The organism is Mycolicibacter virginiensis, assembly GCF_022374935.2.
Taxonomy (GTDB): Bacteria; Actinomycetota; Actinomycetes; order Mycobacteriales; family Mycobacteriaceae; genus Mycobacterium; species Mycobacterium virginiense.
Genome location: NZ_CP092430.2, coordinates 1,255,131 through 1,281,411 on the forward strand (window position 1 = coordinate 1,255,131; position 26,281 = coordinate 1,281,411).

The 26,281-nt window shown below is 67.6% G+C and carries 26 protein-coding genes; 18 read left to right on the forward strand and 8 right to left on the reverse strand.

From position 1 onward, the window contains the following. Nucleotides 1–8 precede the first annotated feature (8 nt). Nucleotides 9–1,220: an acetyltransferase gene (locus MJO54_RS06255; RefSeq protein WP_350222999.1), complete on the forward strand. Its 1,212-nt coding sequence runs from the start codon at nucleotides 9–11 to the stop codon at nucleotides 1,218–1,220. A 50-nt stretch (nucleotides 1,221–1,270) separates the two neighbouring features. Here MJO54_RS06255 and MJO54_RS06260 read toward each other — a convergent pair whose 3' ends face one another. Continuing rightward, complete coding sequence (locus MJO54_RS06260) at nucleotides 1,271–1,624, reverse strand: hypothetical protein (RefSeq protein WP_046283854.1); 354 nt, start codon at nucleotides 1,622–1,624, stop codon at nucleotides 1,271–1,273. Between the two features lie 102 nt (nucleotides 1,625–1,726). On the opposite strand from MJO54_RS06260, the gene MJO54_RS06265 reads away from it, so the two are divergent. Both MJO54_RS06265 and MJO54_RS06270 read left to right on the forward strand, forming a co-directional pair. After that, the gene (locus MJO54_RS06265) at nucleotides 1,727–2,239 is read left to right on the forward strand and encodes an OsmC family protein (RefSeq protein ID WP_046283855.1); all 513 of its coding nucleotides are present in this window, start codon (nucleotides 1,727–1,729) and stop codon (nucleotides 2,237–2,239) included. A gap of 5 nt (nucleotides 2,240–2,244) precedes the next feature. Continuing rightward, complete coding sequence (locus tag MJO54_RS06270) at nucleotides 2,245–2,565, forward strand: putative quinol monooxygenase (RefSeq protein ID WP_105294496.1); 321 nt, start codon at nucleotides 2,245–2,247, stop codon at nucleotides 2,563–2,565. Nucleotides 2,566–2,619: 54 nt separating this feature from the next. Here MJO54_RS06270 and MJO54_RS06275 read toward each other — a convergent pair whose 3' ends face one another. Next, entirely contained in the window at nucleotides 2,620–3,324 is a 705-nt protein-coding gene (locus MJO54_RS06275; RefSeq protein WP_174549808.1) for a guanylate cyclase, read from the reverse strand. A gap of 11 nt (nucleotides 3,325–3,335) precedes the next feature. Here MJO54_RS06275 and MJO54_RS06280 point away from each other — a divergent pair, with 11 nt between their 5' ends. Then, nucleotides 3,336–3,497, forward strand: coding sequence for a hypothetical protein (locus MJO54_RS06280; RefSeq protein WP_105294524.1), 162 nt, complete (start codon nucleotides 3,336–3,338; stop codon nucleotides 3,495–3,497). Between the two features lie 6 nt (nucleotides 3,498–3,503). Here the strand turns inward: MJO54_RS06280 and MJO54_RS06285 are convergent, their stop codons facing one another. Beyond that, nucleotides 3,504–4,331: an adenylate/guanylate cyclase domain-containing protein gene (locus MJO54_RS06285; RefSeq protein WP_105294497.1), complete on the reverse strand. Its 828-nt coding sequence runs from the start codon at nucleotides 4,329–4,331 to the stop codon at nucleotides 3,504–3,506. Beyond that, nucleotides 4,332–5,183 (reverse strand): alpha/beta fold hydrolase, encoded by an 852-nt coding sequence (locus MJO54_RS06290; RefSeq protein WP_105294498.1) that lies wholly within the window; start codon nucleotides 5,181–5,183, stop codon nucleotides 4,332–4,334. It abuts the gene before it with no gap. A gap of 71 nt (nucleotides 5,184–5,254) precedes the next feature. Between MJO54_RS06290 and MJO54_RS06295 the strand changes: the two genes are divergently transcribed. From MJO54_RS06295 to MJO54_RS06305, 3 genes are read left to right on the forward strand one after another with little or no spacing between them, the layout of a single operon-like run. Next, complete coding sequence (locus MJO54_RS06295; protein ID WP_046283859.1) at nucleotides 5,255–6,148, forward strand: alpha/beta fold hydrolase; 894 nt, start codon at nucleotides 5,255–5,257, stop codon at nucleotides 6,146–6,148. A 14-nt stretch (nucleotides 6,149–6,162) separates the two neighbouring features. After that, a complete protein-coding gene (locus MJO54_RS06300; RefSeq protein WP_105294499.1) occupies nucleotides 6,163–7,404 on the forward strand; it encodes a WS/DGAT/MGAT family O-acyltransferase in 1,242 nt (413 codons plus the stop codon). Nucleotides 7,405–7,413: 9 nt separating this feature from the next. Next, nucleotides 7,414–7,932 (forward strand): DoxX family protein, encoded by a 519-nt coding sequence (locus tag MJO54_RS06305; protein ID WP_046283861.1) that lies wholly within the window; start codon nucleotides 7,414–7,416, stop codon nucleotides 7,930–7,932. Here the strand turns inward: MJO54_RS06305 and MJO54_RS06310 are convergent. After that, nucleotides 7,896–9,338, reverse strand: coding sequence for a short-chain fatty acyl-CoA regulator family protein (locus tag MJO54_RS06310; protein WP_046283862.1), 1,443 nt, complete (start codon nucleotides 9,336–9,338; stop codon nucleotides 7,896–7,898). The two genes, MJO54_RS06305 and MJO54_RS06310, sit on opposite strands and share 37 nt — an antisense overlap. A 120-nt stretch (nucleotides 9,339–9,458) precedes the next feature. On the opposite strand from MJO54_RS06310, the gene prpD reads away from it, so the two are divergent. The 4 genes from prpD to MJO54_RS06330 are packed head-to-tail and all read left to right on the forward strand — an operon-like array spanning nucleotide 9,459 to nucleotide 14,184. Further along, the gene (gene prpD / locus MJO54_RS06315; protein WP_105294501.1) at nucleotides 9,459–10,964 is read left to right on the forward strand and encodes a 2-methylcitrate dehydratase PrpD; all 1,506 of its coding nucleotides are present in this window, start codon (nucleotides 9,459–9,461) and stop codon (nucleotides 10,962–10,964) included. Continuing rightward, the gene (gene prpB / locus MJO54_RS06320) at nucleotides 10,961–11,878 is read left to right on the forward strand and encodes a methylisocitrate lyase (RefSeq protein WP_064890977.1); all 918 of its coding nucleotides are present in this window, start codon (nucleotides 10,961–10,963) and stop codon (nucleotides 11,876–11,878) included. The genes prpD and prpB overlap by 4 nt, the downstream gene beginning before the upstream one ends. Continuing rightward, nucleotides 11,875–12,993 carry a bifunctional 2-methylcitrate synthase/citrate synthase gene (locus MJO54_RS06325; RefSeq protein ID WP_105294502.1) on the forward strand — a complete coding sequence of 373 codons (1,119 nt, stop codon included), beginning with the start codon at nucleotides 11,875–11,877 and terminating at the stop codon, nucleotides 12,991–12,993. Before prpB ends, MJO54_RS06325 begins: the two co-directional genes overlap by 4 nt. Before the next feature lie 30 nt (nucleotides 12,994–13,023). After that, nucleotides 13,024–14,184, forward strand: coding sequence for an acyl-CoA dehydrogenase family protein (locus MJO54_RS06330; protein ID WP_065153639.1), 1,161 nt, complete (start codon nucleotides 13,024–13,026; stop codon nucleotides 14,182–14,184). Here MJO54_RS06330 and MJO54_RS06335 read toward each other — a convergent pair. Continuing rightward, a complete protein-coding gene (locus MJO54_RS06335; protein WP_105294503.1) occupies nucleotides 14,168–15,388 on the reverse strand; it encodes a cytochrome P450 in 1,221 nt (406 codons plus the stop codon). The two genes, MJO54_RS06330 and MJO54_RS06335, sit on opposite strands and share 17 nt — an antisense overlap. 180 nt (nucleotides 15,389–15,568) lie before the next feature. On the opposite strand from MJO54_RS06335, the gene MJO54_RS06340 reads away from it, so the two are divergent. The 4 genes from MJO54_RS06340 to MJO54_RS06355 are packed head-to-tail and all read left to right on the forward strand — an operon-like array spanning nucleotide 15,569 to nucleotide 19,511. Next, nucleotides 15,569–16,126 carry a TetR/AcrR family transcriptional regulator gene (locus MJO54_RS06340; RefSeq protein ID WP_064890985.1) on the forward strand — a complete coding sequence of 186 codons (558 nt, stop codon included), beginning with the start codon at nucleotides 15,569–15,571 and terminating at the stop codon, nucleotides 16,124–16,126. Between the two features lie 41 nt (nucleotides 16,127–16,167). Further along, nucleotides 16,168–17,904, forward strand: coding sequence for a DUF3556 domain-containing protein (locus MJO54_RS06345; RefSeq protein ID WP_064890987.1), 1,737 nt, complete (start codon nucleotides 16,168–16,170; stop codon nucleotides 17,902–17,904). 58 nt (nucleotides 17,905–17,962) lie between these two features. Beyond that, the gene (locus tag MJO54_RS06350; protein WP_064890989.1) at nucleotides 17,963–18,679 is read left to right on the forward strand and encodes a FadR/GntR family transcriptional regulator; all 717 of its coding nucleotides are present in this window, start codon (nucleotides 17,963–17,965) and stop codon (nucleotides 18,677–18,679) included. Between the two features lie 4 nt (nucleotides 18,680–18,683). Then, nucleotides 18,684–19,511 carry a sterol desaturase family protein gene (locus MJO54_RS06355; RefSeq protein WP_046286358.1) on the forward strand — a complete coding sequence of 276 codons (828 nt, stop codon included), beginning with the start codon at nucleotides 18,684–18,686 and terminating at the stop codon, nucleotides 19,509–19,511. On the opposite strand, the gene MJO54_RS06360 is transcribed toward MJO54_RS06355, so the two are convergent. Then, nucleotides 19,508–20,389 carry a crotonase/enoyl-CoA hydratase family protein gene (locus MJO54_RS06360; protein ID WP_046286353.1) on the reverse strand — a complete coding sequence of 294 codons (882 nt, stop codon included), beginning with the start codon at nucleotides 20,387–20,389 and terminating at the stop codon, nucleotides 19,508–19,510. The genes MJO54_RS06355 and MJO54_RS06360 overlap by 4 nt on opposite strands. Before the next feature lie 64 nt (nucleotides 20,390–20,453). Between MJO54_RS06360 and MJO54_RS06365 the strand changes: the two genes are divergently transcribed. Genes MJO54_RS06365 through MJO54_RS06375 form a run of 3 tightly spaced genes read left to right on the forward strand, consistent with a single transcriptional unit; the run spans nucleotide 20,454 to nucleotide 22,113 of the window. Continuing rightward, nucleotides 20,454–21,260 (forward strand): MerR family transcriptional regulator, encoded by an 807-nt coding sequence (locus MJO54_RS06365; RefSeq protein ID WP_105294504.1) that lies wholly within the window; start codon nucleotides 20,454–20,456, stop codon nucleotides 21,258–21,260. A 21-nt stretch (nucleotides 21,261–21,281) separates the two neighbouring features. After that, nucleotides 21,282–21,632 (forward strand): VOC family protein, encoded by a 351-nt coding sequence (locus MJO54_RS06370; protein ID WP_046286355.1) that lies wholly within the window; start codon nucleotides 21,282–21,284, stop codon nucleotides 21,630–21,632. 1 nt (nucleotide 21,633) lies between these two features. Further along, nucleotides 21,634–22,113, forward strand: a complete 480-nt coding sequence (locus MJO54_RS06375) for a hypothetical protein (protein ID WP_046286356.1) — start codon at nucleotides 21,634–21,636, stop codon at nucleotides 22,111–22,113. A gap of 8 nt (nucleotides 22,114–22,121) precedes the next feature. Here the strand turns inward: MJO54_RS06375 and MJO54_RS06380 are convergent, their stop codons facing one another. Further along, entirely contained in the window at nucleotides 22,122–26,153 is a 4,032-nt protein-coding gene (locus tag MJO54_RS06380) for a cation-translocating P-type ATPase (RefSeq protein ID WP_105294505.1), read from the reverse strand. Nucleotides 26,154–26,281: the final 128 nt, after the last annotated feature.

Sequence of the window (26,281 nt, forward strand, 5' to 3'; positions counted from 1 at the left end):
TTGCGTCGGTGCGAATTCGAGACTGCGTCGGCCCGGCCGAATATCCCCGGCTGGTGGCGATCTGGCGCAGCGCCGTCGATGCGACGCACGACTTTCTGACAGAACCCGACCGCGTGGCCATCGAGAGTCAACTGGCCGATGCCTACTTCCCGAGTGTTCGCCTGACTGTCGCTGAGATCGACGGTGACCCTGTGGGTTTCGCCGGCACGGCGGGGGAGCGCCTGGAGATGCTGTTTGTCCATGCTGATGCCCGCGGCCGCGGGGTCGGTAGCGCACTTCTGGAACACGCGACCGCCGAGCACGGAATCCGCTTGGTCGACGTTAACAAACAGAACGAGCAGGCTGTCGACTTCTACGTTCGACGTGGTTTCGTCGTCACGGGCCGCAGCGAGCTTGACGACGCGGGCCGGCCATATCCGTTGCTGCACATGGAGGCACTGCTCACACCGGTCCTGAGCTACCTGGACGATCACCGGCCGGGAGACCTCGCCGGGGCCTATCTCTACGGTTCGGCAGCAACCGCCGGACTGCGGCCGGACAGCGACATCGATCTATTGGTCCTCACGCGTACGTCGCTGACGGAGCCCGAGCGATCGTCGCTGGCTTCGATGCTGCTGAGTGTGTCCGGGTGGCGCGGGCACGCAGCCCAATTCCCCGAGGTCGCCGACCGTCGGCCGTTGGAGCTGACCAGCCTCGTCGTGGCCGACGTTGATCCGTTGCCGCAGACACCCCGCCGCGACTTCCAATTCGGCGAATGGCTGCGGGCCGAGCTGCTGGACGGCCACGTCCCACCTGCCGTTTCCGATCCCGACGTGGTGGTGCTGCTGGCCACCGCCCAGACAGCTCACCGAGTGTTGCGCGGCGAGTCGCTCGAAGCGCTCGTCGCTCCGGTGCAGCCCGAGCTTCTGCGGCAGGCCCTGCTCGCGTTGCTGCCCGAGCTCCTGAACGACCCGGCAGGCGAGGAACGGTTCTTCTTGCTGACCTTGGCCCGCATGCTGATCACGATCGAGACCGGGCAGATCGTCGCCAAGGACGTTGCCGCTCAACGGGTCGCACCGAGATTGACCGGACCCGATCGTGCGCTGCTGGAGCTCGCCGGGCAGGACTATCTCGGGCTTGTCCATGTCGATTGGCGCGACCACTACGACCACGTTGTGGCGCTGGTACCGATGCTGGTGGGCCTGATCCGACAGGCCGCCGGCGTCGCGTCTGGCGGCTGAAACCGGACAGCCCGATCACGCTGATCGAAACCAGCGCGACGACGTGACGGCTACCAGATGACGGCGAGCCCGGCGGCCGTCAGGGCCAGGGCGCCTGCGGCGTAGAACAGCGGGCGAGGGGCTTCCCCGCCAGATTTGCGCTGCCGGGCCCGGCCGATGCCCAGCACGGCACCGAGGGCGATCAGGATCACCAGCTTGATCTCGATCTTGGGGTAGTTGAGCACCACACCGGCGGGCCAGGGCGCGGCCAGCGCCAGTCCGGTCAGCAGCGACAGCACTACGCCGTAGTCCATCACCGGGGTGAGCTGGAAGCGTCGTGCCGCGGCTTCGGCGATCAAAGCCCCGAACGTCACCGCGAATCCGACGATGTGCAGCAGAACTATTACGTGCCGTAGTACCTCCACGTCGCTCAGGCTAGCCCCTGGCGGCGGCAAATGGTATTCCTTCCGACGACCGAGTGTCGCGTCGTTCGCGGCCCGGTCGCCGGGGTCTCTACCCTTACCGGCATGACTTCTTCGACAACTCGCCTGGCAGCCGTCGTCGCCGCCACCAGTGATCCGGCTGCCGCCGACCCCGCCGGCTCCCAGGTCGTCTTCCGTGCTTCGGCCGTCGCGCACGACGCGGTTGCCAGCACCATCACCATGGGCCGCTACAGCGTCGAAGTCGATGAACCGCCGGCGCTCGGCGGTGAGAACACCGCCCCCAACCCTGTCGAGTACTACTTGGGATCACTGCTGTCCTGTCAGGTGGTCACCTGGCGGTACTGGGCCGAGAAGCTGGGTATCGCGGTCGACGAGATCACCGGCCGCGCCGAAGGAGACCTCGACGTGCGCGGGTTCTTCGGCCTGGACGACTCGGTGCGCCCCGGTTTCAAAGAGGTGCGGGTGGTCGTCACCGTGACCGGCCCGGAAACCGAGGAGCGGTACCGGGAACTGCACGAAGTGGTCGAAAAACACTGCCCGGTACTGGATTTGACCACTAACGTCACTCCGGTGCGCAGCACGCTGGAAATCGGGTAGCGGCCATGATCTTCATCGTCGTCAAGTTCGGGGTCAAGCCGGAGTGGGCCGAGCGCTGGCCGCAGCTGGTAGCCGGCTTCACCGAGGCCACCCGTGCCGAGCCGGGCAACCTGTGGTTCGACTGGTCGCGCAGCCTGGAGGACCCGAACGAGTACGTGCTCGTCGAGGCCTTCCGTGACGGCGACGCGGGCGGCGCGCACGTCAACAGCGACCACTTCAAGCAGGCCATGGCCGACATGCCGCAGGCGTTGGTGTCGACACCGAAGATCATCAGCCAGCAGATCGACGCCACGGACTGGTCGGCGATGGGCGAGCTGACGGTCTAGCGATTTCGGCGCGCTAACTCCCGCTGAGCGGGAGAAACCGCGCCGAAATCGCAGTTAGCGCACCACGACGATCTCCCGGCCCAACTGATAACCGGGGCTCAACGGCAAGATGTCACCGCTCCAGAACGACCCGGGGTCGAACCAGTTCGAATTCTTGTCGGTCGACAGCAGCCCCATCTCCTCGTAGGTGATGGCCACCGTCTCGGCGCAGTAGGCGGTCTGCAACGCGACCTTGCTGTTGCGGGCCTTACGCCGCTGGCTGATCTCGTGGACCTTGCGGTCCAGGAACGGGATGCCGCGGGTCCAGTCGCTGGCCGTGGGCAGCCGCCCCCGCAGCCACCGGCCCGTCAGCCGCGCGGTGGTGGGAAACGCGGTGCCGTCCATCCGCGCGATCGCCTGCAGCAGGTGGTTCTCCTGCTTGCGGGTGATGGTCCCGCTGAGCTGGCGAAACCAGCAGCGTTGCTCGTAGCGGCCCATCCACTGCTCGACGGCGGCCCGAGCGTCGTTGAGCTGCACGCCGCGATGATTGGTGCCGGTCCAGAAGTCGTGCAGCTTGTCACCGAGCTCGGCATGCCAGATCAGCGGCGGCAGGTCATCGAGGGCCACCGTCATCCCGACGTGGTTCACCGGAGAGTTGGACAGCGTTTGGATGGCGCGGTCCGGGCCGGAACGGCCCCGGAACAGCCAGATGTCGCCGGTGCGCGTCTCCGCCAGCGCCCGCTCCAAAGTCACGGTGTGTTCGTCCACGCTCAGCACCATAAAGTGTGAGCGTGCGCAGCATCTGGAAATGGATCGGCCTGGCGGGCGTGGTCGGGGTTGCCGCCGGAGGAGTGCTGGTGGTGCGGGACCAGCGGCGGCGACGGGCCTACACCCCCGAGGAGATCCGCGCGCGGCTGCATGAGCGGCTGGCCGAGGCCGGCGGTGAGGAATAACGCGGACTACTCCGTGGTGACGTCGACGGCATAGAGGCGGTGCGTGCCGGCGAAGCCCTTCAGCTCGGCGTCGCGGCCGGCGCCGACAGCGATGTCGTCGCATTCCTTGACGGCGTCGCGCACCGGTCCGCTGATCAGGATCTGGCCGCCCTCGGCGGCCGCGGCCACCCGAGCGGCCATCGCCACGTTGCGCCCGAACAGGTCATCGCCGCGGCGCACCGAGCGGCCCATGTGCACCCCGATCCGAACCCGGATCGGGTGCTGCGGTTTGCGCCCACGCCGCGACGCCAACGCGTGCTGGATGGCGATGGCGCAGCGCACCGCCTGCTCGGGTTGCGCGAACGCGATCATGAAGCCGTCGCCTTGGCTCTTGACCACATGCCCGGCGTGCTGCGTCACCAGCCGCTGCACCATCTCGTCGTGCCGGGCGATCAGCTTCACCCACGCGCGATCGCCGATCCGCTCGTTGAGCGCGGTGGATTCCTCGATGTCGGTGAACAGCACCACCACATGCCCGTTCGGCGTCAGGCGGGCCAGATCGGGTCGTTCCACCTCCGCCCAGTCCGCGAGGTCTTCGATCGAACTGCGCACGGCCGCACCAAACCCGTGTTTGCGCACCAGGTTCGCGGTCTGCCACACGGTCTTGACGGCCTCACGTCCGCCGGCCAGCAACAGGTTGCGGGTGTCGACCTGACCGCGCAGCGCGTCGACCTCGGCTTGGGCCGACCGCAGCTGTCGGGTCAACACCGCCAGGGCGACGGCCTCGACGACCGCCACCGCTGCCAGCACGCCGGCCGCCAGCAGCGTCGGTGTCAGCCATCCGATCCCGAACATTCAGCCGGACACGAACTCGACGACGGCCGCGCTGAAGGCGTCGTTGTCGTCACCGGCCGCGGTGTGCCCGGCGTCGGACAACTCAACCAGTCGCGCGCCGGGGACCTTGGATAAGAAGTCCGCGACACCTTCGGCGCTGACCACGTCGGACAGCTTGCCGCGGATCAGCAGGATCGGGATCTGCAGCCCCATGGCGGCGGCCTCGATCTTCTCGGTGCGCAGCGCCGGATCGTCGCCGGGTTTGGTCATCAGCGCCGGATCCCAGTGCCAGTACCAGCGGCCGTCGCGGAACCGCAGATTCTTCTTCAGCCCCTCGGGGCTACGGGGCTTGGCCCGGTGCGGCAGGTAGGCGGCCACCGCGTCGGCGGCTTGCTCCAGAGAATCGAAGCCATCGATGTGGCTGAACATGAAGTCGCGGATCCGCGCGCTGCCGTCCTTCTCGTAGCGCGGCACCACGTCGACCAACACCAGCTTGGTCACCCGCTGCGGCCCGGCCTCATCGGCCACCAGAATGCCGGTGAGTCCGCCCATGCTGGCCCCGATCAGGGCCACCGGCCGGCCGATCGCGCCGATCACCGCGACGGCATCGGCCGTGAGCGTCTCGATGGCGTAGTCGGCGTTCGGTGCGCGGTCACTGTCGCCGTGACCGCGGGTGTCGAGCGCGACGACGTGATAGCCGCGGTCGGCCAGGATCTGGCCGGTCTTGTGCCAGGAGTGTCGATTCTGTCCGCCGCCGTGCAGCATCACGATCGTCGGATGTTCGGCGGCTTCGGTGGCGCCCCGGTTCCACTCGTCGGCGACCAGCGTTACTCCGCCGACGCCGTCGTACTCGACGGTCTGGGCTGTGCGCATCTCAAGATGGTAGATAGTTTGGACGACAGGGCGGACTAAAACGCCTGCTTGGCCCGGTCTGGGGGTATGTGATGAGTGAACCGCGGTGGATCGACGTGTCTACGCCCGGGGTCGCGCTCAAGGCACTGAGTTGGGGGACACCGGGTGACCCGGTGGCGTTGTGCCTGCACGGGTTTCCCGACACCGCCTACGGATGGCGCCGGTTGGCACCGCGCCTGGTCGCGGCCGGTTGGCATGTGGTGGCGCCGTTCATGCGGGGCTACGCGCCGTCGTCGATTCCCTCTGACGGCAGCTACCACATCGGCGCTCTGATGGACGACGCACTGCGCGTGCACGCCGCCGTTGGCGCGACCGGTCGCGACGTGGTGATCGGTCATGACTGGGGCGCGATGGCCGCCACGGGCCTGGCTGCGTTGCCGGACAGCCCGTTCACCAAGGCAGTGATCATGTCGGTGCCGCCGCCGGCGTCGCTGCGTGCGGTCCGCGGGAAAGACCGGCTCACCCTGGCCAGCTACCTGCCGGCACAACTGCTGCGCAGCTGGTACATCAGCTACTTCCAACTGCCGTGGCTGCCCGACCGATCCGCCTCGTGGGTGCTGCCGCTGTTGTGGCGGCGCTGGTCGCCCGGGTATGCCGCCGAGGAAGATCTGCGGCACGTCGACGCGGCCATCGGAACCCCGGAGGGCTGGCGTGCCGCGCTCGGGCCCTACCGGGCGCTGCGCAGCCTGCGGGCCCCCGATCCCTACGCCGAGCTGCACCAGCACTGGCTGCAGCTCCCACGCCTGCAGACCCTGTACCTGCATGGGCGCACCGATGGCTGCATGTCGCCGGGGTTCACGCAGTGGGTGCAGCCGGCGTTGCCTGCGGGCAGTGCGGTGGCCGTCGTCGAGAACGCCGGCCACTTCCTGCAACTCGAGCAGCCCGACGAGGTCGCCGATCGGGTGCTGTCCTTTCTGTCCCGATGAGCAGGGTCTGACCTATGCGTGGACGCCCGATGACGGCGATCGACGCGCAGTTCTACTGGATGTCCGCGAAGATCCCCAGCGACCAGTTCCTGCTGTACGCGTTTGCCGGGGTGCCGGCCGATCTCGATGACGCCATTGCAACCGTGCTCGACCGAGCCCGAATGATCCCGGACCTGACCATCCGGGTCGCCGATGCCGGTGCGCTGCGTTACCCGCGGTGGGTGCCGCTCACCGTGCCCAGCGAGGACGTAGCCGTGATCCAGGAAGCCGGTGACAGCTGGTCCGGTTGCCTGGATGCCGTCTCGCGCCTGACCGACGACCAACTCGACGTCCGGGTGGCGCCTTGGCGGTTGCACGTGTTCGCGCCGGTTCACGACATTCCCGGGCACCGCGGCTCGGGCACGGTGGTGGTGCTGCAAGTGGCGCATGCTCTCGCCGACGGTGGGCGGGCTTCCGCGTTGGCTGCTTGGCTGTTCGGTCGGTCCGCACCGGTGCCCGGGGTGCCGACGCCGGGCCGGGGTTTCCTGCCGTGGCGCGCGGTTGTCGCGGCGCGGGCCCACCGCAGCCGCGTCGAGGACACTGCGGCGGGTCTCTTGCCGCCCCCAGTCAGCGACCGTCCGGTGTTGGCCACCAATAACCGGCCGGCCGGCGGCCGGACAGTACGCACCCTGGTGCGGCAGCGCGCGGAACTGAGCGCACCGACCGTCACCGTGGCCGTGCTGTCGGCGGTGTCGACGGCATTGTCGGAGTATCTCGATGAACCCTGCGAGGATCTGGGTGCCGAAGTGCCGATGGCCAAAGCCGGTGAGCGCCAGGCCCACAACCACTTCGGCAATATTCCGGTCGGGCTGTACCCGCACCTGGGCCGTGATGCCCGCTGCGAGCGGATCGCCGCCGACGTCGCCGGGGGCCGGCGACGCGGCCAACACCCGGCTTCGGCGGCGGCCGATCGGGCCTTCGCTGCGACGCCCGCGGCGCTGCTGCGCTGGGGCATAGCCAATTTCGATCCCGACGTCCGGCCGGAGCGGGTCACCGGCAACACGGTGGTCTCCAGCGTGCACCGCGGCGCCGCGGACCTGCGTTTCGGCGCGGTGCCGGTAATGCTGACCGCAGGGTTCCCGGCGCTGTCCCCGGCGATGGGACTGACCCATGGTGTGCACGGCATCGGCGACACGGTGGTCGTGAGCGTGCATTCCGCCGAGTCGGCGGTCAGGGATATCGAGGTATATCTGCGACTGCTGGACGCCGCGTTGTAGTTTGGGCAGATGGTCACTGCTGCTGATGTCGCATTGCTGCTCTTGCGCCTGGTTCTCGGTCTGACCATGGCGGCGCATGGGTTCAACAAGTTCTTCGGTGGAGGACGAATCCCCGGTACGGCGGGTTGGTTCGAAAGCATCGGCATGAAGTACGGCAAGTTCCAGGCGGTGACGGCGGCAACCGCCGAGATCGCTGCCGGACTGGGGCTGGCGGTGGGGCTGCTGACCCCGATCGCCGCCGCCGGATTCGTCGCCCTGATGGCGGTGGCGGTGTGGACCGTGCACCGCACGAACGGCTTCTTCGTGCTGACCAACGGCTGGGAGTACAACTTGGTGCTGGCCACCGGCGCCGTCGTGGTGGCGATGCTCGGACCGGGTTATCTCAGCGCCGACCACCAGATCTTCTGCCACTGCTGGAAGAACGGCTGGCCGGGCCTGTGGATCTCGGTCGGCCTCGGCCTGGCGGGCGCCATCGGCCAGCTGGCACTGTTCTACCGCCCGGGCGGAGCCGACACGACCGGCGAGTAAGGCAGCCCGCTGCCGGCGTTCTCGTCGACGACCACCCGCCGGCCCAGAAACGGGAACGCCCGCTGCGGGCACGCTTCGCGTTCGCAGATCTTGCAACCCGCACCGATCGGTACCACGGTGGCCGCGTCGCCCAGGGCGACGCCGGTGGAGTACACCAGCTTGTCGGCATGCGCCAGATCGCAACCCAACCCGACGGCGAAAGTCTTGTGCTGGCCCAGATAGCCGCGCCCCTCGGGCGGCGTGGTGGTGGCGATCCAGAAGTACTTGCGGCCGTCGGGCATCTGCGCCACCTGAGTGACGATCCGGCCAGGTTGGCTGAACGCGTCGTGCACCACCCACAGCGGACAGCTTCCACCCACCCGGCTGAAGTGAAACGCGGTGGCTGACTGGCGCTTCGAGATGTTGCCCGCCTTATCGGTGCGCACGAAGATGAACGGCACTCCGCGACGTCCGGGCTGCTGCAGGGTCGACAGGCGATGGCACACCGTCTCGAAGCCGACCTCGAAGCGGCGTCCCAGCAGATCGATGTCGTAGCGTAGATCGGTGGCGGAACGCTGGAATTGCCGATACGGCAACAGGAACGCTCCGGCGAAGTAGTTGGCCAACCCGATCTTGGCCACCCCGCGGGACTCCGGGCTCAACGACTGGTCTTGCGCCACGATCTCCGACATCAACTCCTGTTGAGTCAGCAGTGCCAGCTGAGTGGCGATCTGGAAGGCCCGCTGACCGGCCAGCAACCAATGCGCGATGCGCAGCACCCGAGTCGCCGGGTCGAAGACCCGCTTGGTCCCCGCGGGCAGGTCATCGACGATCGCCACGGTGATGTCGAATCGTTCGGCCATCAGCACCGACAGCTGAATATCCAAGCCGCCGAATCGCATACCTGTCTCGATGAACAGCCTCTCGGCGGCGTTGTCGAGTTCACCGATGTAGTTGTTGCGATCGTAGAAGAAGTCGCGGACCTCCTCGAACGGCATCGGCCGCGACACAGTCTGCGCCGAATCGCCCGAGATCTGTGACCGGTAGGACTCCAATTCCTCGGTGGCCCCGCGTAGTTGGCGATGCATGGTCAGCAGACTGTTGCCGATGTCGGGCATCCGCGCGACGAGTTCCTCGATCTGACTGTCACTGGCGGCGTGTTCGCCGGCCGTTGCGGTGAACATGTCGCGCAGATCGGCCACCAGCCGGGCATCGGCGTCCCCGGAGAAGTACTGCGCGGGCAGGCTGAACCGGTCGGTGAGCGCCAGCAGCACCGGTACGGTGATCGGCCGCTGGTCGTTCTCGAGCTGGTTGACGTAGCTGGTCGACAGGTTCAGGGCGCGTGCCAGGGCCACTTGGGTCAGGCCGCGCTCCTCACGCAGGCGTCGCAGCCGGGCCCCGGCGAAGGTCCGGGTGGTGGGTGCCATGTCACGCAGCGTAACCCGCCAAGACATTCGCAAGGTTCGCAATTCTGGCCAACTTAGGACGCATTAATACGCATTTCCCATGCATACCGGGGTTTACCTGCCGTGCGTAGGGTGTGGAATATGCAGCTACACGACGTGAAAACCCGCCGCAGTGCCGATGACTTCCCCCGCTCCGAGCACCTCGCCTGGAAGATCGCGCAAGTGGCCGCAGACCCGGTGGCCGTTCCCGACGACACCGCGGCGATGGTGATCAACCGGATCATCGACAACGCCGCCGTCAGCGCTGCCTCGGTGCTGCGCCGGCCGGTGACGGTGGCTCGCCGGCAGGCTCAGGCGCACCCGTCGAAGCCAGGCGCTGCGGTCTTCGGTATCGAGGGCACCTACTCCGCGGAGTGGGCCGCCTGGGCCAACGGCACCGCGGTGCGTGAACTGGACTTCCACGACACCTTCCTGGCCGCGGAGTACTCGCACCCCGGCGACAACATTCCCCCGCTGGTGGCAGTAGCCCAGCAGCTCGGCCTGTCCGGCGCCGACCTGATCCGCGGCCTGGCCACCGCCTACGAAATTCAGGTGGACTTGGTCAAGGGAATCTGCCTGCACGAGCACAAGATCGATCACGTCGCGCACCTCGGCCCGTCGGTGGCCGCCGGAATCGGCGCCATGCTGCGGCTGGACCCCGAGGTGATCTACCAGGCGGTCGGCCAGGCGCTGCACCTGACCACCGCCACCCGCCAGTCCCGCAAGGGCCTGATCTCGAGCTGGAAGGCCTACGCGCCGGCCTGGGCCGGCAAGGTCGGCATTGAGGCCGTGGACCGGGCGATGCGCGGTGAAGGCGCACCGGCCCCGATCTGGGAAGGCGAAGACGGCGTCATCGCGTGGATGCTGTCGGGCAAAGACCACACCTACCAGGTGCCGCTGCCCGGCCCCGGCGAGGCCAAGCGCGCAATCCTGGACACCTACACCAAGGAGTACTCCGCGGAGTACCAGAGCCAGGCGCTGATCGACCTGGCCAAGCGGCTGCGGGAGCGGATCGGCGACTTGAGTCAGGTGGCCACCATCAGGCTGCACACCAGCCACCACACCCACTACGTGATCGGCACCGGCTCGGGCGACCCGCAGAAGTTCGACCCGGACGCCTCGCGGGAGACCCTGGACCACTCGGTGATGTACATCTTCGCCGTCGCGTTGGAGGACGGCAGCTGGCACCACGTGCGGTCGTACTCCCCGGAGCGTGCCCACCGTCCCGACACCATTGCGTTGTGGCGCAAGATCTCCACCGTCGAGGACCCGGAGTGGACCCGGCGCTACCACTCGAGCGACCCGAATGAGAAGGCCTTCGGTGCCCGTGCCGAGGTGACGCTGGCGAGTGGGGAAGTGATCTCCGACGAGCTCGCGATCGCCGACGCGCATCCGCTGGGGGCCCGGCCGTTCGAGCGTAAGCAGTACATCGGCAAGTTCACCGAACTCGCCGAGGGCATCGTGACCACCGCCGAGCAGGAGCGGTTCCTCGCCGCCGCAGAGGGTCTAGCGGGGCTTTCCGGTGCTCAGCTCGGCGAACTCAACATCGTCGTCGAGCCCGCGGTGCTGGAGCAGGCGCCGGCGACGCCCGACGGGATCTTCCGGTGAGTGGGCTGCTCGGCGCCGCCGCGGCCCCGTCGGACAAGCGGGCGGCATTTCGGTCCGGCCTGTATTCTGGTCAGCTGCAACGGTTCCCGGGCGCGTTCTCGCCGCTGGTCGCCAAGCTGGTGGCCGAGATCGGATTCGAGGGCGTCTACGTCTCCGGCGCGGCGCTCTCGGCCGATTTGGGGCTGCCGGACATCGGGCTGACCACGCTGACCGAGGTGACCGGGCGCGGCGCCCAGATCGCGGCCGCCACCGACCTACCGACCTTCATCGATGCCGACACCGGCTTCGGCGAGCCGATGAATGCCGCCCGCACCATCACGGTGCTCGAAGACGCCGGGCTGGCCGGGTGCCACCTCGAAGACCAGGTCAACCCCAAGCGGTGCGGCCACCTCGACGGCAAGGCCGTGGTGCCCGCAAGCGAGATGGTCAAACGGCTGCGGGCCGCGGTCACCGCGCGCCGGGACCCGAACTTCGTCATCTGTGCCCGCACCGATGCCGCCGGCATCGAAGGGCTTCCCGCCGCGATCGATCGCGCGAAGGCCTACGCAGACGCCGGAGCCGACCTGATCTTCACCGAAGCACTACAGGGGCCGGCTGACTTCGAAAAGTTCCGCGCCGCAGTCGATGTGCCGCTGCTGGCCAATATGACCGAGTTCGGCAAGTCGGAGCTGCTCACCGCCGCGCAACTGTCCGACCTCGGCTACAACGCAGTGATCTACCCGGTCACCACGCTGCGGCTGGCGATGTTCGCCGTCGAAGTAGGACTGCGCGAGATCGACGCGGCTGGAACGCAATCCGGGCTGCTGGACCAGATGCAGCACCGCAGTCGGCTCTACGAGCTGCTGCGCTACGCCGAGTACAACCAGTTCGACTCGGAGATCTTCAATTTCACGATTCAAGGAGGCAGACGGTGACCACCGCGGACATCCACAAGGGACTCGCCGGCGTCGTCGTCGACACCACCGCCATCTCCAAAGTGGTGCCGGAGACCAACTCGCTGACCTACCGCGGCTACCCGGTACAGGACCTGGCCGCCAACTGCAGCTTTGAGCAGGTCGCCTACCTGCTCTGGCACGGTGAGCTGCCGACCGACGCCGAACTGGCACTGTTCTGCCAGCGTGAGCGGGCGGCCCGGCGGGCGGACCGGTCGCTGCTGTCGCTGGTGGAAAAGCTCCCGGAGAACTGCCACCCGATGGACGTGGTGCGCACCGCGATCAGCTACCTGGGTGCCGAGGACGCGGAAGAGGACGACCCCTCCGAGTCCGCGAACTTCGCCAAGGCGCTGCGGATGTTCGCGGTGCTGCCGACGATCGTCGCCGCGGACATGCGCCGCCGGCGCGGCCTGGACCCGATCGCGCCGCACAGCCATCTCGGCTACTCGGAGAACTTCCTGCGGATGTGCTTCGGTGAGGTGCCCGAACCGGTGATCGTGCAGGCCTTCGAGCAGTCCATGATCCTCTACGCCGAGCACAGCTTCAACGCGTCCACCTTCGCCGCGCGGGTGGTCACCTCCACCCAGTCCGACATCTACAGTGCTGTCACCGCGGCCATCGGCGCGCTGAAGGGTTCGCTGCACGGCGGGGCCAACGAGGCGGTCATGCACGACATGATCGAGATCGGTGAACCGGAGAGGGCCGCAGAGTGGCTGCACGGCAAGCTGTCTCGCAAGGACAAGGTGATGGGCTTCGGTCACCGGGTGTACAAGCACGGGGACTCCCGGGTGCCGACCATGAAGGCGGCACTGGAGCAAGTCGCCGCCAAGCGTGACGGCCAGCGCTGGTTGGACATCTACCAGATCCTGGAGGCCGAGATGTTCGCCGCCACCGCGATCTTGCCCAACCTGGACTTCCCGACCGGGCCGGCCTACTACCTGATGGGCTTCGACATCCCGATGTTCACCCCGCTGTTCGTGATGAGCCGCATCACCGGATGGACCGCGCACATCATCGAGCAGACCGCGTCCAACGCGCTGATCCGCCCGCTGAGCGCCTATTCGGGAAGTCCGCAGCGCGTCGTCGGCGCGGTCTGAGGTTCGCCCCCGGGGGGCTACGATCCGGGAATGTCGCAACTGTTCCCCGATTACCGCCCGCTCTGGGAGACCGACCAGCACCGCGAACTGCGCAAGCACGCCGCGGAGTTCCTGCGCAAGGAAGCCACCCCGCATCAGGAGCGCTGGGTCGCCCAACACGGGGTGGACCGCGAATTCTGGAACAAGGCCGGTGACGCCGGGCTGCTGGGACTGGATCTGCCCGAGGAGTTCGGCGGAGCCGGCGGCGACTACGCCATGCACTCGGTGGTCCAGGAAGAACTGGTCTACGCCCACGACCAGTGCTTCGGCTTCTCAGTGCATTCACCGATCGTGGCGCACTACCTCTACGCCTACGGCAACGACGAGCAACGCAAACGCTGGCTGCCCAAGGTCATCAGCGGCGAGGCGGTGCTGGCGATCGCGATGACCGAGCCGGGCACCGGGTCGGATCTGCAGTCAGTGCGCACCACCGCGGTGCGCGACGGCGACCACTACGTCATCAACGGCTCGAAGACGTTCATCTCCAACGGGACCCACTGCGATCTGCTGGTGATCGTCGCCAAGACCGACCCGTCCCAGGGGGCGGCCGGGGTGTCGCTGATCGTCGCCGAGACCAACGGATTGGCCGGGTTCGAACGTGGCCGGGTGCTTCAGAAGATCGGCCAGCACGGCCAGGACACCCGGGAGCTGTTCTTCACCGACATGCGGGTGCCGGTCGCCAACCTGCTCGGGGAGAAGGAGGGCCTGGGCTTCTACCAGCTGATGGACCAGCTGGCCCGGGAGCGGCTGATCATCGGGACGCTGTGCGCGGCGCTGGCCGAGGCGGCCGTACTGGAGGCCATCCGCTACTCCAAGGAACGCGAGGCGTTCGGCCGACCCATCGGCAACTTTCAGCACACCAAATTCGTGCTGGCCGAATGCAAGACGGAGACGCTGGCGATCAAGACCCTGGTCGACTACGCGATCAGCCAGTACGTCGGCGGCAAGAACGACCCGATGACCGCGTCGATGGCCAAGCTGTTCGCCGCCGAGAAATCCGACCAGGTGGTCGACAAGTGTCTGCAGATCTTCGGCGGTTACGGCTACATGGCCGAGTACCCGATCGCCAACATGTACACCGGTTCGCGGGTGAACCGGATCTACGGCGGCACCAGTGAGATCATGAAGGAGATCATCAGCCGATCGCTGTGAGCTCCAGGTGCTCGAGGCGTCGCACCAGCAGGCTGTGCAGCCATCTGCCGGCCCCGGCGAGGCTGATATGCGAGGTGCGTGCCAGCAGTTCGCCGATCACGATCTTGGCCTCCAGCCGTGCCAGGGCGGCGCCGACGCAGAAGTGCGCGCCTTTTCCGAAGGCCAGGTGACTTTGCGGCGGGCGGTCTACGCGAAATTCGTTCGGCTCGGCGTAGCGCGACGGGTCCCGGTTGGCCGCGCCCCACAGCAACAGCAGGCGGGAACCGGCCGGCAGGTCCACCTCGCCGAGGCTGGTGTCGCGGCGGACGTGCCGGTAGTGACCGCGGAACGGTGACTCGCACCGCAACACCTCTTCGAGGAACGGGCCCAACAGCTCCGGTGACTCGCGAACCCGACGCTGAACCTCCGGGCGCGTCGCCAACGTCCACGCGGCCGACCCGATCAGCGATGCCGTCGATTCACCGCCGGCGCTGAACAAGGTGATCATCATGACCTGGGCGGTGAGGGTGTCGAGTGCCCCGGTGGCGCAGGCGGTGGCCAGATCGCCGAGCAGGTTGTCTTGCGGGTCCGCGGCCGCCCGTCCGAAGTGATCGGTGATGTAGCCCGCGAGCTCCATGACGGCGATACCCGCGCTGGCGAGTTGCTCGGCGTCGACCAGCCCCTCCACCACTTGGGTTCCGGCGTAGCCCCATGCCGCCAGCCGATCCACGTCCTCGTCGGGCACACCGATCAGCCGCGCCACGATCATCATCGGCAGCCGGTTGGCGACGGCGCTCATCCACTCGATGCGTCCATCGCGGACGCCGTCGTGCCATAGCTGGTCCATCGTCTCGGAGATGAACGGCTCCACGGCGCGAATCCGCTTGGCCGCCAGCTGTGGCACCAGCATCTTGCGGTGCGCGGCGTGCGCCGGGTCATCGGCGGTGGCCAGCACATGGGTGGGGTCGCCGAGTCCGGGCATCGGGAACGTGGCCACTGTGCCGTCGGGTTGATAGAGCATCGTCCCGGTCAGGTTTGAGGAGAAGTCCTCCGGCCGCCCGACGGCTGCGGTGACCGCATCCCATCCGCACACCGCATAGAACCCCGAGTCGCCGACCGGATGGACCGGCGCTTGCGCGAGCATCCGCCCATACAACGGGTACGGGTCTTGAATACACGCGTCGTCGAACAGGCGCAGGCCCATCTGATCTGTCTCTACTGACATGGCTCTAGGCTGCTCAGGGCGTGCTACCTGCGTCAATGCGCTGCGCGAAGTTGAAAGCCGCCGTTGGAGCCGACTGCCGGGGAACGTCTCAGAGCGCCCCGCGGACCTGCAGACACGGTGAGAATTCAGTCCGTTTTTGTCTCACGCTGAGATAAAGTTTGCAGGCGAAGGGAGCACGCGATGACCGGGCATGACTGGCTGGTGGGAGAGGACCGCCGTGCCGCCGGAGCCGAACGCATCTACGCCGCCGCGATGGATCTGGTGATTCGCGACGGGATCGATGCCCTCGACATCGACGTCTTGGCCGCCCGGGTGCATTGCTCGCGCGCCACCATCTATCGGCACGCCGGCGGCAAGGCCGAGATTCGCGATGCCGTCCTGGCCCGGGCGGCCGCACGCATTGTGGACACCGTGCGGCAGGCGGTCGCCGGGCGCAGCGGGGCCGATCGGGTGGTGGCCGCGATGGCGGCGGCACTGCAGCGGATCCGCTCGGACCCGCTAGTCCAACCGATGGTCGGCTCGGTGCGCGGCGCGCAGGAGATGACCCGACTGGCCGCATCGCCCATGGTCGCCGGTTTCGCCCGCGATCTCAGTGGTCTGAGCGAGGACGATCGACAGGCTGCGCAGTGGGTCGTGCGGGTGGTGCTGTCGCTGTTGTGTTGGCCCATCGAGGACGCCGCGGCCGAGCAGCAGATTCTGGAGCGCTTCGTGGCCCCGGCCTTCGACACGAAAAGTTGATCGAGACCCGAACTTCTAGAACGCGTTCTAATCTGACCGTCATGGGATTTCTCAAGCAGGACACCCCGCAGATCGACTTTGCGGAATGGAGCAAGGGCACCCGCGCCGAGAAGATCATGCCGATGGCACGGCACTGGGCCGAGGTGGGTTTCGGTACTCCGGTTCTGCTGCACCTGTTCTACGTCGTCAAGATCGCGGTCTACGTCCTGGCGGCCTGGTTGTTGGTGCTGACCACCACGGGAATCGATGGCTTCACCAATGTCGCGCACTGGTATGCCGAGCCCATCGTGTTCGAGAAGGTCGTGTTGTACACGATGTTATTCGAGGTCGTCGGCCTGGGCTGCGGCTTCGGACCGTTGAACAACCGGTTCTTCCCGCCGATGGGCTCGATCCTGTACTGGCTGCGACCCGGCACTATTCGGCTGCCACCGTGGCCGAACCGCATTCCATTGACGAAGGGTGATAGCCGAACGCCGTTCGATGCGCTGCTCTACGGCGCCCTACTGGTGCTGCTCGTCATCGCGATCTTTTCCGATGGAACCGGCCCGGTGCCCGCGCTGGGAACGACGGTAGGGGTGCTGCCGGCGTGGCAGATCTGGGCCGTGTTGATTGTGCTGGCGGTGCTGGGTCTGCGGGATAAGGTTGTGTTCTTGGCTGCCCGCGGCGAGGTGTACGCCTCGTTCACCGTCGCGTTCCTGTTCGCCGGCTATGGCGTCGATCTGATCCTGGGCGCCAAGCTCGTCTGTCTGGTCATTTGGTTGGGCGCGGCGACGTCCAAGCTCAACAAACACTTCCCGTTCGTCATCTCGACGATGATGAGCAACAACCCGCTGTTTCGACCGCGGTTCATCAAACGCAAGTTCTTCGAACACTTTCCGGACGATCTCCGTCCGGGTTGGCGCTCGCGCTGGCTCGCGCATTTCAGCACGGCCGTCGAGGGACTGGTCCCGCTGGTGTTGTTCTTCAGTCACGGCGGCTGGACCACGGCGATCGCCGCGTTCGTCATGCTGTGCTTCCACTTCGGCATTCTGTCCGCGATTCCGATGGGCGTGCCGCTGGAATGGAACGTCTTCATGATGTTCTCGGTGCTGGCGCTGTTCGTCGGCCATCCGGGTGTGGGGCTGACGGACATGACGACACCCCTGCCAATACTGCTGTTCGTCGTCGTCGCGGGAACTGTCGTGCTGGGGAATCTGTTCCCGCGCAAGGTGTCCTTCCTGCCCGGCATGCGCTACTACGCGGGCAACTGGGATACCACGCTGTGGTGTATCAAGCCGTCAGCCGACGCGAAGATAGCCGAGGGAATCGTGTCGATCGCCAGCATGCCCGCCGCCCAGTTGGAGAGGTTCTACGGCAGCAAGGAAGCAGCACAGATCCCGATGTACATGGGGTACGCCTTCCGCGCCTTCAACACCCACGGTCGCGCACTGTTTGCCTTGGCCCACCGCGCCATGGCCGATCAGAACGAAGACGACTATGTCCTCACCGACGGCGAGCGAATCTGCAGCACCGCTCTCGGATGGAATTTCGGTGATGGGCATTTCAGCAACGAGCAGCTGGTCGCCGCGCTCCAGAAGCGCTGCGGGTTCGAGCCCGGTGAGGTGCGCATCGTGATGCTGGACGCGCAGCCGATTCAGCGACAAACCCAGCAGTATCGGTTGGTCGACGCCGCCACCGGTGAGTTCGAACGTGGCCACGTGAAAGTGGCGGACATGGTGGTGCGTCAGCCCTGGCAGGACGACCTGCCGATCTACGTCGACGAGGACGAAAAGGTGTGACCCAGATAACTGGTACAACCAGTTGACCAGTGTGGCGGGGTGCCTGACCATGTAGACCATGGACCTGGCGCCCATCTCCCGCACCGCACTCTCCGACACGATCTTCGTGCGGCTCGTCGAAGAGATCCTGACCGGTCGTCTGCCCGCCGGCGAGCCGCTTCCGTCGGAACGTGAATTGGCGCTGACCCTGCAGGTCAACCGGCATGCCGTCCGCGAAGCGCTCAAGCGGTTGCAGCAGGCGGGGCTGGTCCGGATCAGCCACGGGGGAAAGACGCGGGTGCTGGACTGGCGGGAAAGTGCCGGCCTGGACGCGTTGACCGGATTGGCTGTCGCCGGGGCGATTCCGGCACGCCAGATCATCGGCGACGTGGCGGTGATGCGCCGCTCGATCGCCGCGGACGCCGCACGACTCTGCGCCCGGAACGCCTCGGAGGACCAGCGCGCCGCGATCATCGCGGCCGCCGCGGAATACCCGACCGCCGGGGATCTCACGGAGGTCAGCGACGCCGACCTGGCGTTCTGGATCGCCGTAATTGACGCCTCCGGCAATATCGCTTATCGGCTGGCGCTCAACACGCTGGTCGCCGCCTACGACGAGATCGGCCGCGACGCCATCTACGCGCTGGGGGCCGCCGAGTTCGCCGACCGCAGCGCGCACATCGACCTGGCCGCTGCGATCGCCGCCGCCGACGAGGACGCCGCGTACCGCCTCGCCGACGAGCTGCTGACCCGATTCGTCGCGGCCTGCCAGGCCGGCGCCGAGGGAGAGGAATAGCGGCATGTTCGACCTCATCGCGCACGCCATTCCGGTCTTCGTGCTCTGCCTACTGCTGGAAGCCGTGTCGTTCGCCGTGCGGCCCGACGACGACGAGCGCGGCTACGAACTACGCGATACCGGCACCAGCCTTTCGATGGGCATCGGCAACGTGATCATCAACATCGGCTGGAAGCTGGTGGTGCTGGCGATCTTCAGCGGGGTCTACCTGCTGGCCCCGGTTCACCTGCCGGCCAGCAATCCGCTGACCTGGATCGCGCTGTTCGTCGCCGACGACGTCGCCTACTACTGGTATCACCGCACCCACCACACCATCCGGGTGTTCTGGGCCAGCCATGTGGTGCACCACTCCAGCCAGCACTACAACCTGTCCACCGCACTGCGTCAGACCTGGACGCCGTTCACCGCGGTGCCGTTCTGGATCCTGTTGGCGTTCGCCGGATTCGCCCCGTGGATGATCCTGCTGCAACAGTCGGTCAGCCTGCTCTACCAGTTCTTCATCCACACCGAGCGGGTCGGCAAGCTCTGGCGGCCAATCGAATTCATCTTCAACACCCCGTCGCATCATCGCGTGCACCACGGGGCGAACGTCCAATACCTCGACAAGAATTACGGGGGAATCCTCATTGTCTGGGACCGGCTGTTCGGCACCTTCCAGCCTGAGGACGAGCGCGTCGTCTACGGCTTGACCAAGAACATCGACACGTTCAACCCGGTGCGGGTGGCCACCCACGAGTACGTCGCGATCTGGCGCGACATCCGCGCGGCCCGCAGTTGGCGTGCGGTGTGGGGCCACCTGTTTCGCGGCCCGGGCTGGCAGCCCTCGGGCTAGGGGCGGGGCTTGACCCACTCGTCGTAGAACGGCGGCATCGCCGACGCCCGGGAGGTGAACTGCGCGTCGCGTTTCTCCAGGAAGGCGCGCACGCCGTCGGCGCCGTCGCCGATGCTGGTGTAGAACATCGCCAGCGAGTCCACCCGGTGCGCCTCGACCGGGTCGGGCTGCGCGGAGTTGCGGTAGAGCATCTGCCGGATCAACGCGAACGAGACCGGCGAACGTCCCTTGGTCCAGGCGTCGGCCACCGCCCGCGCCTCGGCCAACAGAGTCTCCGGTTCGTGAATGGACTGGGCGATTCCGCAGGCGTGCGCGTGCTCGGCGTCGAGGATGTCAGCGCGGTAGAGCAGATCCAACGCCGTTGGCACGCCCACGATACGGGGCAGGAACCATGTCGAACACGCTTCCGGGGTGATGCCCAACTTCCCGAACACCAGACCGAAACGCGCCTTGGTCGAGAACAGCCGGGCGTCCATCGCCAGCATCATGGTGGCGCCGATCCCGACCGCGGCACCGTTGACCGCGGCGATCACCGGTTTGCGACAGCCATAGATCGCCAGCGTGACCCGCCCGCCGGTGTCGCGCACCCGGGCCAGCTCCGGATCGTCGAGGTCGGCCATCGCGGCCAGTGACGGCGACTTGGACTCGTCGAGCCCGAACACGTTGCCCGAGCTGGACAGGTCCATCCCCGCGCAGAACGCGCGTCCGGAGCCGGTGACGATCACCGCGCGGACGGCGTCGTCGTCGTTGACCTCGACGAAGGTGCGCTCCAGCTCCTCGGCCATTTCGACGGTGAACGCGTTGAGATTGTCCGGTCGGTCCAGGTACACGGTGAGAATGCCGTCTTCGACCTCGTGGCGCAGCGTGTTGAACTCCATCAACCGAGGCTAGTTGCACCGATCTGTTGACTCTGCCCCCGGGGGAGATTCGACACTGGAGCGCATGCCGACACTGTTGCCCATCGGGGACTTCTCCCGGATGACTTACCTGACCGTCAAGGCGTTGCGGCTCTACCACGAGCGCGGCCTGTTGGCTCCCGTGCAGGTCGACCCCTCATCGGGATACCGCTACTACAGCCCGGACCAGCTGCCGATCGCCCAAGTCATCCGCCGACTGCGCGATCTGGGCATGCCGCTCGACGAGCTGACCGAAGTGGTCCGCGCCGAGCAGGTCACCGACCGCAACCGGGCCATCGTGGCTCACCTGCAACGGCTCCAGGACCGACTGGCGCAAACGCAGGCCAGCGTGGAATCGCTGCGGGCGCTGCTGGAAGACGCCGGCGACACCTGTGACGTCACCTACCGGTCGGTGCCGGCGACGCTGGCGGCCGCGGTCGTCGACCAGGTCGCGATGGCAGACATCGACGACTGGTGGACGCAGGCGTTCACCGAGCTCGACGCCGCGGTGGCCGATGACGTTCCCGGGGTTCGCGGTGCGTTGTACTCGGCGGAGTTCTTCGAAGCCGGCAGGGGAGAGGTGATCGCGTTCCGGCCGGTGAGCACCGCCATGGCCCGGGGCAGGGTGCGAACGCTGGAGATTCCCGCGGCGGAACTGGCGGTCGCGGTGCACCGCGGGGCGTTCGGCGAGCTGGACCGCACCTACGCCGCGCTGGGCACCCATGTTGCCGAACGCGAACTGGGTGTCGACGGACCGATCCGCGAGCACTACCTGGTGTCCGGCTACGACACCGACGACGAAACAGCGCATCGCACCGAGGTGTGCTGGCCCATCTTTCGCACCAAATCCTGACCCACGACAAGGAGTTCACCCATGGAGATCACGCTGCACACTGTCACCTTCGACTGCGCCGACGCCGGCAAGCTGGCGCGGTTCTGGTCGCAGCTGCTGGCCCGACCGGTCGACGAGGGAGCCAGTGCCGAGATCGCCTCGATCGGCATCTCAGCGCAGACGCCGCCACGCCTGGCGTTCGTGCAGGTGCCAGAAGCCAAGCAGGTCAAGAACCGGGTGCACCTCGACCTCGTCGCGGCGGATCTGGCTGCCGCGGTCGAGCGGGCCCTGGAACTGGGCGCCGCCCGGTTGGCCGACCATGCCGAGGGCGGCTACCGGTGGACCACACTGGCCGACCCCGAGGGCAACGAGTTCGACCTCGTGACGGCCTGACATGTCTTTGCTGACAAACGCATTGGTCGCCACCGGACCGACCGCCGAGCATCGCGACGCGATGGCCCTCTACGGGTGGTTGGTCGGTGGCCGCTGGGATCTTGACATCACCTGGTTCGGCGACGAGGGCACCCGCCACGTCTCGGGCTGGATGATCGCGGACTGGGTGCTCGACGGGCGAGCCGTCCAGGACGTCTGGCACGCCGAAACTCTCTTTCACGGGACCACACTGCGCGTCTATGACCCCGCCGTCGACGCCTGGCACATCCAGTGGACCGAACCGCAACTGGGACTTCGGCTGCACCAACTGGGCCGGGCCGACGCGGACGGAATCGTGCAGGACGGCGCGCTGCCGGACGGTTCCGCCATCCGATGGAGCTTCCGCGACATCGGCCCGGACTCGTTTCGCTGGCGCGACGAACGCAGCGACGACGGGCGCACCTGGGTGCTCCAGCAGGAGTATCTCGCCCGCCGCCGCTGAATCCGGTGTCAGGCGGTGACAGCGTCTTTCGTCTCGGCACGCGCGAGGAAGCGGGGCGCGATGCCCGCCGCGGTGGTCGCGATCGCCGCCGATCCCAGTGCCTGAGCCCAGCCGATCGGACCCAGCGGGGTGCAGCCCATGAACTGGCTGATCCCCGGGATACTGATCAATAGCGCCATGGCCGCGAACGAGCCGGCCGCGGTGGCCACCAGCACCGGCGAGCGCGACTCCAGCAGGGTCTGTCCCAGCTGGGTGGTCACCAGCGCGACCAGCGCCACCGTGGAGGCGCGTCGCGGAAAGCCGGTGGCTCGCGCCATGAACCAGGCGGCCAGGGTGGCACTGGCCGTGGTCGTGCCACGCAGCGCCACCGCCCGCAGTAACGCCTTCTCGTCGGGCCCGCGCCCCCCGAAGGGCATCGGGCGCCGGGGCTGGCTGATCGCCAGCGCGGTGGCCGGGAAAGCATCGGTCACGATGTTGACCAGCAGCAGCTGGCGGGTGTTCAACGGTGCCTGACCGGTCAGGGCGCTGCCGATGATCGCGAACACCGCGCCGCTGGCGTTGCCGCCCAACAGCACCGCCACCGCAGCCTGCACCCGCTGCCACAGTTGGCTGCCCTCGTTGAGCGCGTCCAGCAGGGTCTCGATCTTGCCGTCGAGCAGCACCACGTCGGCCGCGGTGTGGGCGGCGTCGCTGCCCTGGGCGACGATGCCGATCCCGACGGTGGCGGCTCGGATGGCGGCGGCGTCGTTGGCGCCGTCGCCGACCATCGCCGACACCTTGCCGCTGCGTTCCAGTGCCTGCACCACCTGCACCTTGTTCGCCGGTGACATCCGGGCGAACACCACTCGCTCGGCCACCGCGCGCTCCTGCTCCTTGCCCGACAGCGTCTCCCATTCCGAGCCGGTGATGACCTGCTCGGCGGTGAGCTGCAAGCCCATCTTGCGGGCGATCGCGCGACCGGTGGTCGGGTGATCACCGGTGATCATCCGAATGGGCACCTGCCGGCGGTGTAGCTCGGCCAGCAGGCCGGCCGACCCGGCGCGCGGGGTGTCGGAGATGCCGACGAATCCGACCAAGGTCAAACCGCCGGCGCACTGCTGAGCCATGGCCGCAAGCTGGGCTTCGGGGTCGTCGGGATCAGCCGAAAGCGATTGCAGTTGAGCGGGGCTGAGCTCGCGTCGTGCCACCGCAAGGACCCGCAGACCCTCGTCGGCCAGCTGCTCCACCACGTCGTCGATGTCGGCCGCGACGTTCTCGCAGGCCGCGAGCACCACCTCGGGCGCACCCTTGATCGTCAGTTCGGTCCCGAACACCGATGCCGCGAACGGGCGCCCGGAGCGGAACGGCAGATGGGCGGCGGGTGCCCCAGATGCGATGGCGCCGGGCACCGACGCAGCCGCCGCCACGATCGCGGCGTCGGTGGCGTCGACGTGGCTTTGCCCCTTCGCCGACGGCGTAGCACGTACCGCGCACCGCAGCACCTCGCCACGGGAGTGATCGGCTGCCGTGCGCACCTCGGTGACCCGCAACCGGTTCTCGCTCAGTGTGCCGGTCTTGTCGAAGCACACCACGTCTACGCGGCCCAGGGCCTCCACGGAGCGTGGCACCCGCACCAGCACACCGGACTTGGTGAGTCGCTGCGCCGAGGCGTGCTGAGCCAGCGTCGCCACCACCGGCATGCCCTCAGGGACGGCGGCGACGGCCACCGAAACACCTTGGGCCACCGCCTGCTGCAGCCGGGTACCGCGCAGCACCCCCAGCGCGCTGACCAATCCGCCGGTCATCAGGCTCAGCGGCCAGGTCCGGTTGGTGATCTGGCCGAGCTGGTGGCCCAGCCCGATGTCGCCGTGTCGACTGGTGACGAGGTCGGCGGCGCGCCGCACCTCGGTGTCGGATCCCACCGCGGTCACCAACGCCAGACCCGTCCCGGCCGCCACGGTGGTGCCGGCGAAGAGCATGCAGCGACGTTCGGCCAGTTCCGCACCCGGGGTGGCGTCGAGCTGTTTGGTCACCGGCAGCGATTCACCGGTCAGCGACGCCTCGTCGACCTCCAGCTTCTCCAGCTCGATGACGCGGGCGTCGGCCGGCACCACGTCGTCGGGTCCCACCTCGATCAGATCCCCACGCTGCAACTGCTCGGGGAGCACCTGGACGCGTTCGCGTGTGCCGTCGGGCCGGATCGTCACCTTCCAGGCGGGTGGAATCTGGTCGGCGAGCAGCCGATTCAGCCGCAGCTCGGCGCTGAGCCGTTGACCGGCGGCCAGCACGGCGTTACTGGCCAGCACCGTGCCGACCAACAATGCGTCGATGGGGGAGCCCAGTATCGCGGTGGCCGTGGCGCCCAATCCCAGCACCGGGGTCAGCGGGTCGGACAGTTCGTCGCGCACCGCGTCCAGGAATTGCCAGAACACCGGGCGTTCGATGTCCGCGGCAGCGCTCGGGGCAGAGGTGGGCTCCGCCGATCCGGCCAACGCGGCACGCACCTGCTCCACCGACATGGCATGCCACTCGTCGACCGGAACCGGCCGGGGCAGCGGGGCGTTGACCACCTTGCGTGCCGACCAGTAGCCGGACGCCACACCCGCCGCCGCTCCCAACACCACCGCTTCGGGCCCGCGGCCCCGGACGGTCGGAATCAGCAGCAGCGAACCCATCGCCGAAGCGCCGACGGACAGTTCGACACCGCGGCGACTGGCCGCCTTGGCCGCGGGCAGGGCATGCAGAATTCGCCACACCCCGGCCAGGTCATCGACGATCAGGTCCGCTTCCAACGGTTGCGGCTGGCTGTCGTCGGGAAGGATGCCCACGCCGAGATCGGCCGCCGACAGTGCCTGGGTGGCCGCCGAGGAGATCACTGCGACGGTGTGGCCTTCCTGTTGGTAGTCGTGCACCGCATCGAAGAGGGCGTCGTCGATCGAATCGCCTGTCATCGGCGCGAATTCGTCGAACGCGGGCCGTAGCGCACCGAGGCCGACGGAGTCATCGACGGTGATGGTCTGTACGTCGGCTCGCTGTGTCTCGGCGAGCGTAGCGGCCGCCAGTGGATGCGGCGCCGGGGCGAAGAGCGCCTCGGTGACGGGACGCCCCTTGCTACGGCGCGTGCCGGGCACCGGGTGCCAGCCAGGCTGCAGGTCGCCGGCCGCCGGCATCGCCTGGGCGCGCTCCCAGACTGTCAGGTCCTTCTCGTCGCCACCGCGTAGTCGCACCAAGCGCAACGACTCGCTGCGCAGCACTCGCGGATCGAGAATCACCACATCGATCCGATCCAATCGGCGCAGGCTGTCCGGGTCGATCTGCAGCGCCTCGTCGTTGTTGGCCAGTCCGCGACCCAGTGTCGCCGCGAACGATTCCTGCGTGGAGCGGGCGGCTTTCGGCACGGCGACCAACGCGGCATTGCCGGCCAGGTTCGGGTCGCGGCTGGCCGCACCGACCGCCGCCGCGCCGATGGCCTGGACCCAGGTGCCGCGCTGCAGGTGTTGTTCGATTGGGCCGACCGGGGCAGGTACCGGACGTGCGGCTGACTGCGTCTCGGATCCGGTGGTGGGGCGGGCCAGTTCGCGCCGGGACCATGCCCGGGCGTCGGCGCGCGTTTCGGCTGCCTTGAAGGTGTTGATCGCCAGGTCGATCGCCAGAATCGACGGGGCGACGGCGAGCGCGTTGGCCGCGGTGGAGGCCAGCCCCATGGCAGTGTCCGTTGCGCGTTTACCGATGCGTTCCTCGAGGAGTCGGCGCAGCCGCGGCTGGTGGTCCAGGGCGACCACGGCGCCTTGGACACTGGCCGGCAGGCGCGGAAAGCGCAGGACACGTCCGGCCAGTGCGATGCCCAAGCCGACGGCGCTGATACCTGCCATCGCCGCGGTGGAGACCGCCAACAATCCGTCGCCCGGTGCGGGGGCGCCGCGGGGCGCGCGACCGTCGGCGACATTGTCGAGTTCGTTGTCGAGTTCGTCGTCGATCAGCGGGACGGCGGTGATGGTATCGAGAGGCTCGTCGGTTGCCGGTTCGACATCGTCGATTAGGGCAGGTATCGAGGGGGGCATCGGTCTCCTTCGCTCGGCGACCGAATCTGCAAGGAAAGCCCGCGGAGCCTTCGGTCGACATGGTCAATCGTCCGAAGGTCTCGCTCGCGAAAGTCCTGGGTCCGCTGAATGACCGGGCGGGTGGAACC

Excerpts from the sequence above, each read along its gene's own strand:
- MJO54_RS06265 (WP_046283855.1), top strand. The coding sequence starts at position 1,727 with ATGACTTCTTCGACAACTCGCCTGGCAGCCGTCGTCGCCGCCACCAGT.
- MJO54_RS06270 (WP_105294496.1), top strand. The coding sequence starts at position 2,245 with ATGATCTTCATCGTCGTCAAGTTCGGGGTCAAGCCGGAGTGGGCCGAG.
- MJO54_RS06275 (WP_174549808.1), bottom strand. The coding sequence starts at position 3,324 with ATGGTGCTGAGCGTGGACGAACACACCGTGACTTTGGAGCGGGCGCTG.
- MJO54_RS06285 (WP_105294497.1), bottom strand. The coding sequence starts at position 4,331 with ATGTTCGGGATCGGATGGCTGACACCGACGCTGCTGGCGGCCGGCGTG.
- MJO54_RS06290 (WP_105294498.1), bottom strand. The coding sequence starts at position 5,183 with ATGCGCACAGCCCAGACCGTCGAGTACGACGGCGTCGGCGGAGTAACG.
- MJO54_RS06295 (WP_046283859.1), top strand. The coding sequence starts at position 5,255 with ATGAGTGAACCGCGGTGGATCGACGTGTCTACGCCCGGGGTCGCGCTC.
- MJO54_RS06300 (WP_105294499.1), top strand. The coding sequence starts at position 6,163 with ATGCGTGGACGCCCGATGACGGCGATCGACGCGCAGTTCTACTGGATG.
- MJO54_RS06305 (WP_046283861.1), top strand. The coding sequence starts at position 7,414 with ATGGTCACTGCTGCTGATGTCGCATTGCTGCTCTTGCGCCTGGTTCTC.
- MJO54_RS06310 (WP_046283862.1), bottom strand. The coding sequence starts at position 9,338 with ATGGCACCCACCACCCGGACCTTCGCCGGGGCCCGGCTGCGACGCCTG.
- prpD (WP_105294501.1), top strand. The coding sequence starts at position 9,459 with ATGCAGCTACACGACGTGAAAACCCGCCGCAGTGCCGATGACTTCCCC.
- MJO54_RS06330 (WP_065153639.1), top strand. The coding sequence starts at position 13,024 with ATGTCGCAACTGTTCCCCGATTACCGCCCGCTCTGGGAGACCGACCAG.
- MJO54_RS06335 (WP_105294503.1), bottom strand. The coding sequence starts at position 15,388 with ATGTCAGTAGAGACAGATCAGATGGGCCTGCGCCTGTTCGACGACGCG.
- MJO54_RS06340 (WP_064890985.1), top strand. The coding sequence starts at position 15,569 with ATGACCGGGCATGACTGGCTGGTGGGAGAGGACCGCCGTGCCGCCGGA.
- MJO54_RS06345 (WP_064890987.1), top strand. The coding sequence starts at position 16,168 with ATGGGATTTCTCAAGCAGGACACCCCGCAGATCGACTTTGCGGAATGG.
- MJO54_RS06350 (WP_064890989.1), top strand. The coding sequence starts at position 17,963 with ATGGACCTGGCGCCCATCTCCCGCACCGCACTCTCCGACACGATCTTC.
- MJO54_RS06355 (WP_046286358.1), top strand. The coding sequence starts at position 18,684 with ATGTTCGACCTCATCGCGCACGCCATTCCGGTCTTCGTGCTCTGCCTA.
- MJO54_RS06360 (WP_046286353.1), bottom strand. The coding sequence starts at position 20,389 with ATGGAGTTCAACACGCTGCGCCACGAGGTCGAAGACGGCATTCTCACC.
- MJO54_RS06365 (WP_105294504.1), top strand. The coding sequence starts at position 20,454 with ATGCCGACACTGTTGCCCATCGGGGACTTCTCCCGGATGACTTACCTG.
- MJO54_RS06370 (WP_046286355.1), top strand. The coding sequence starts at position 21,282 with ATGGAGATCACGCTGCACACTGTCACCTTCGACTGCGCCGACGCCGGC.
- MJO54_RS06375 (WP_046286356.1), top strand. The coding sequence starts at position 21,634 with ATGTCTTTGCTGACAAACGCATTGGTCGCCACCGGACCGACCGCCGAG.
- MJO54_RS06380 (WP_105294505.1), bottom strand. The coding sequence starts at position 26,153 with ATGCCCCCCTCGATACCTGCCCTAATCGACGATGTCGAACCGGCAACC.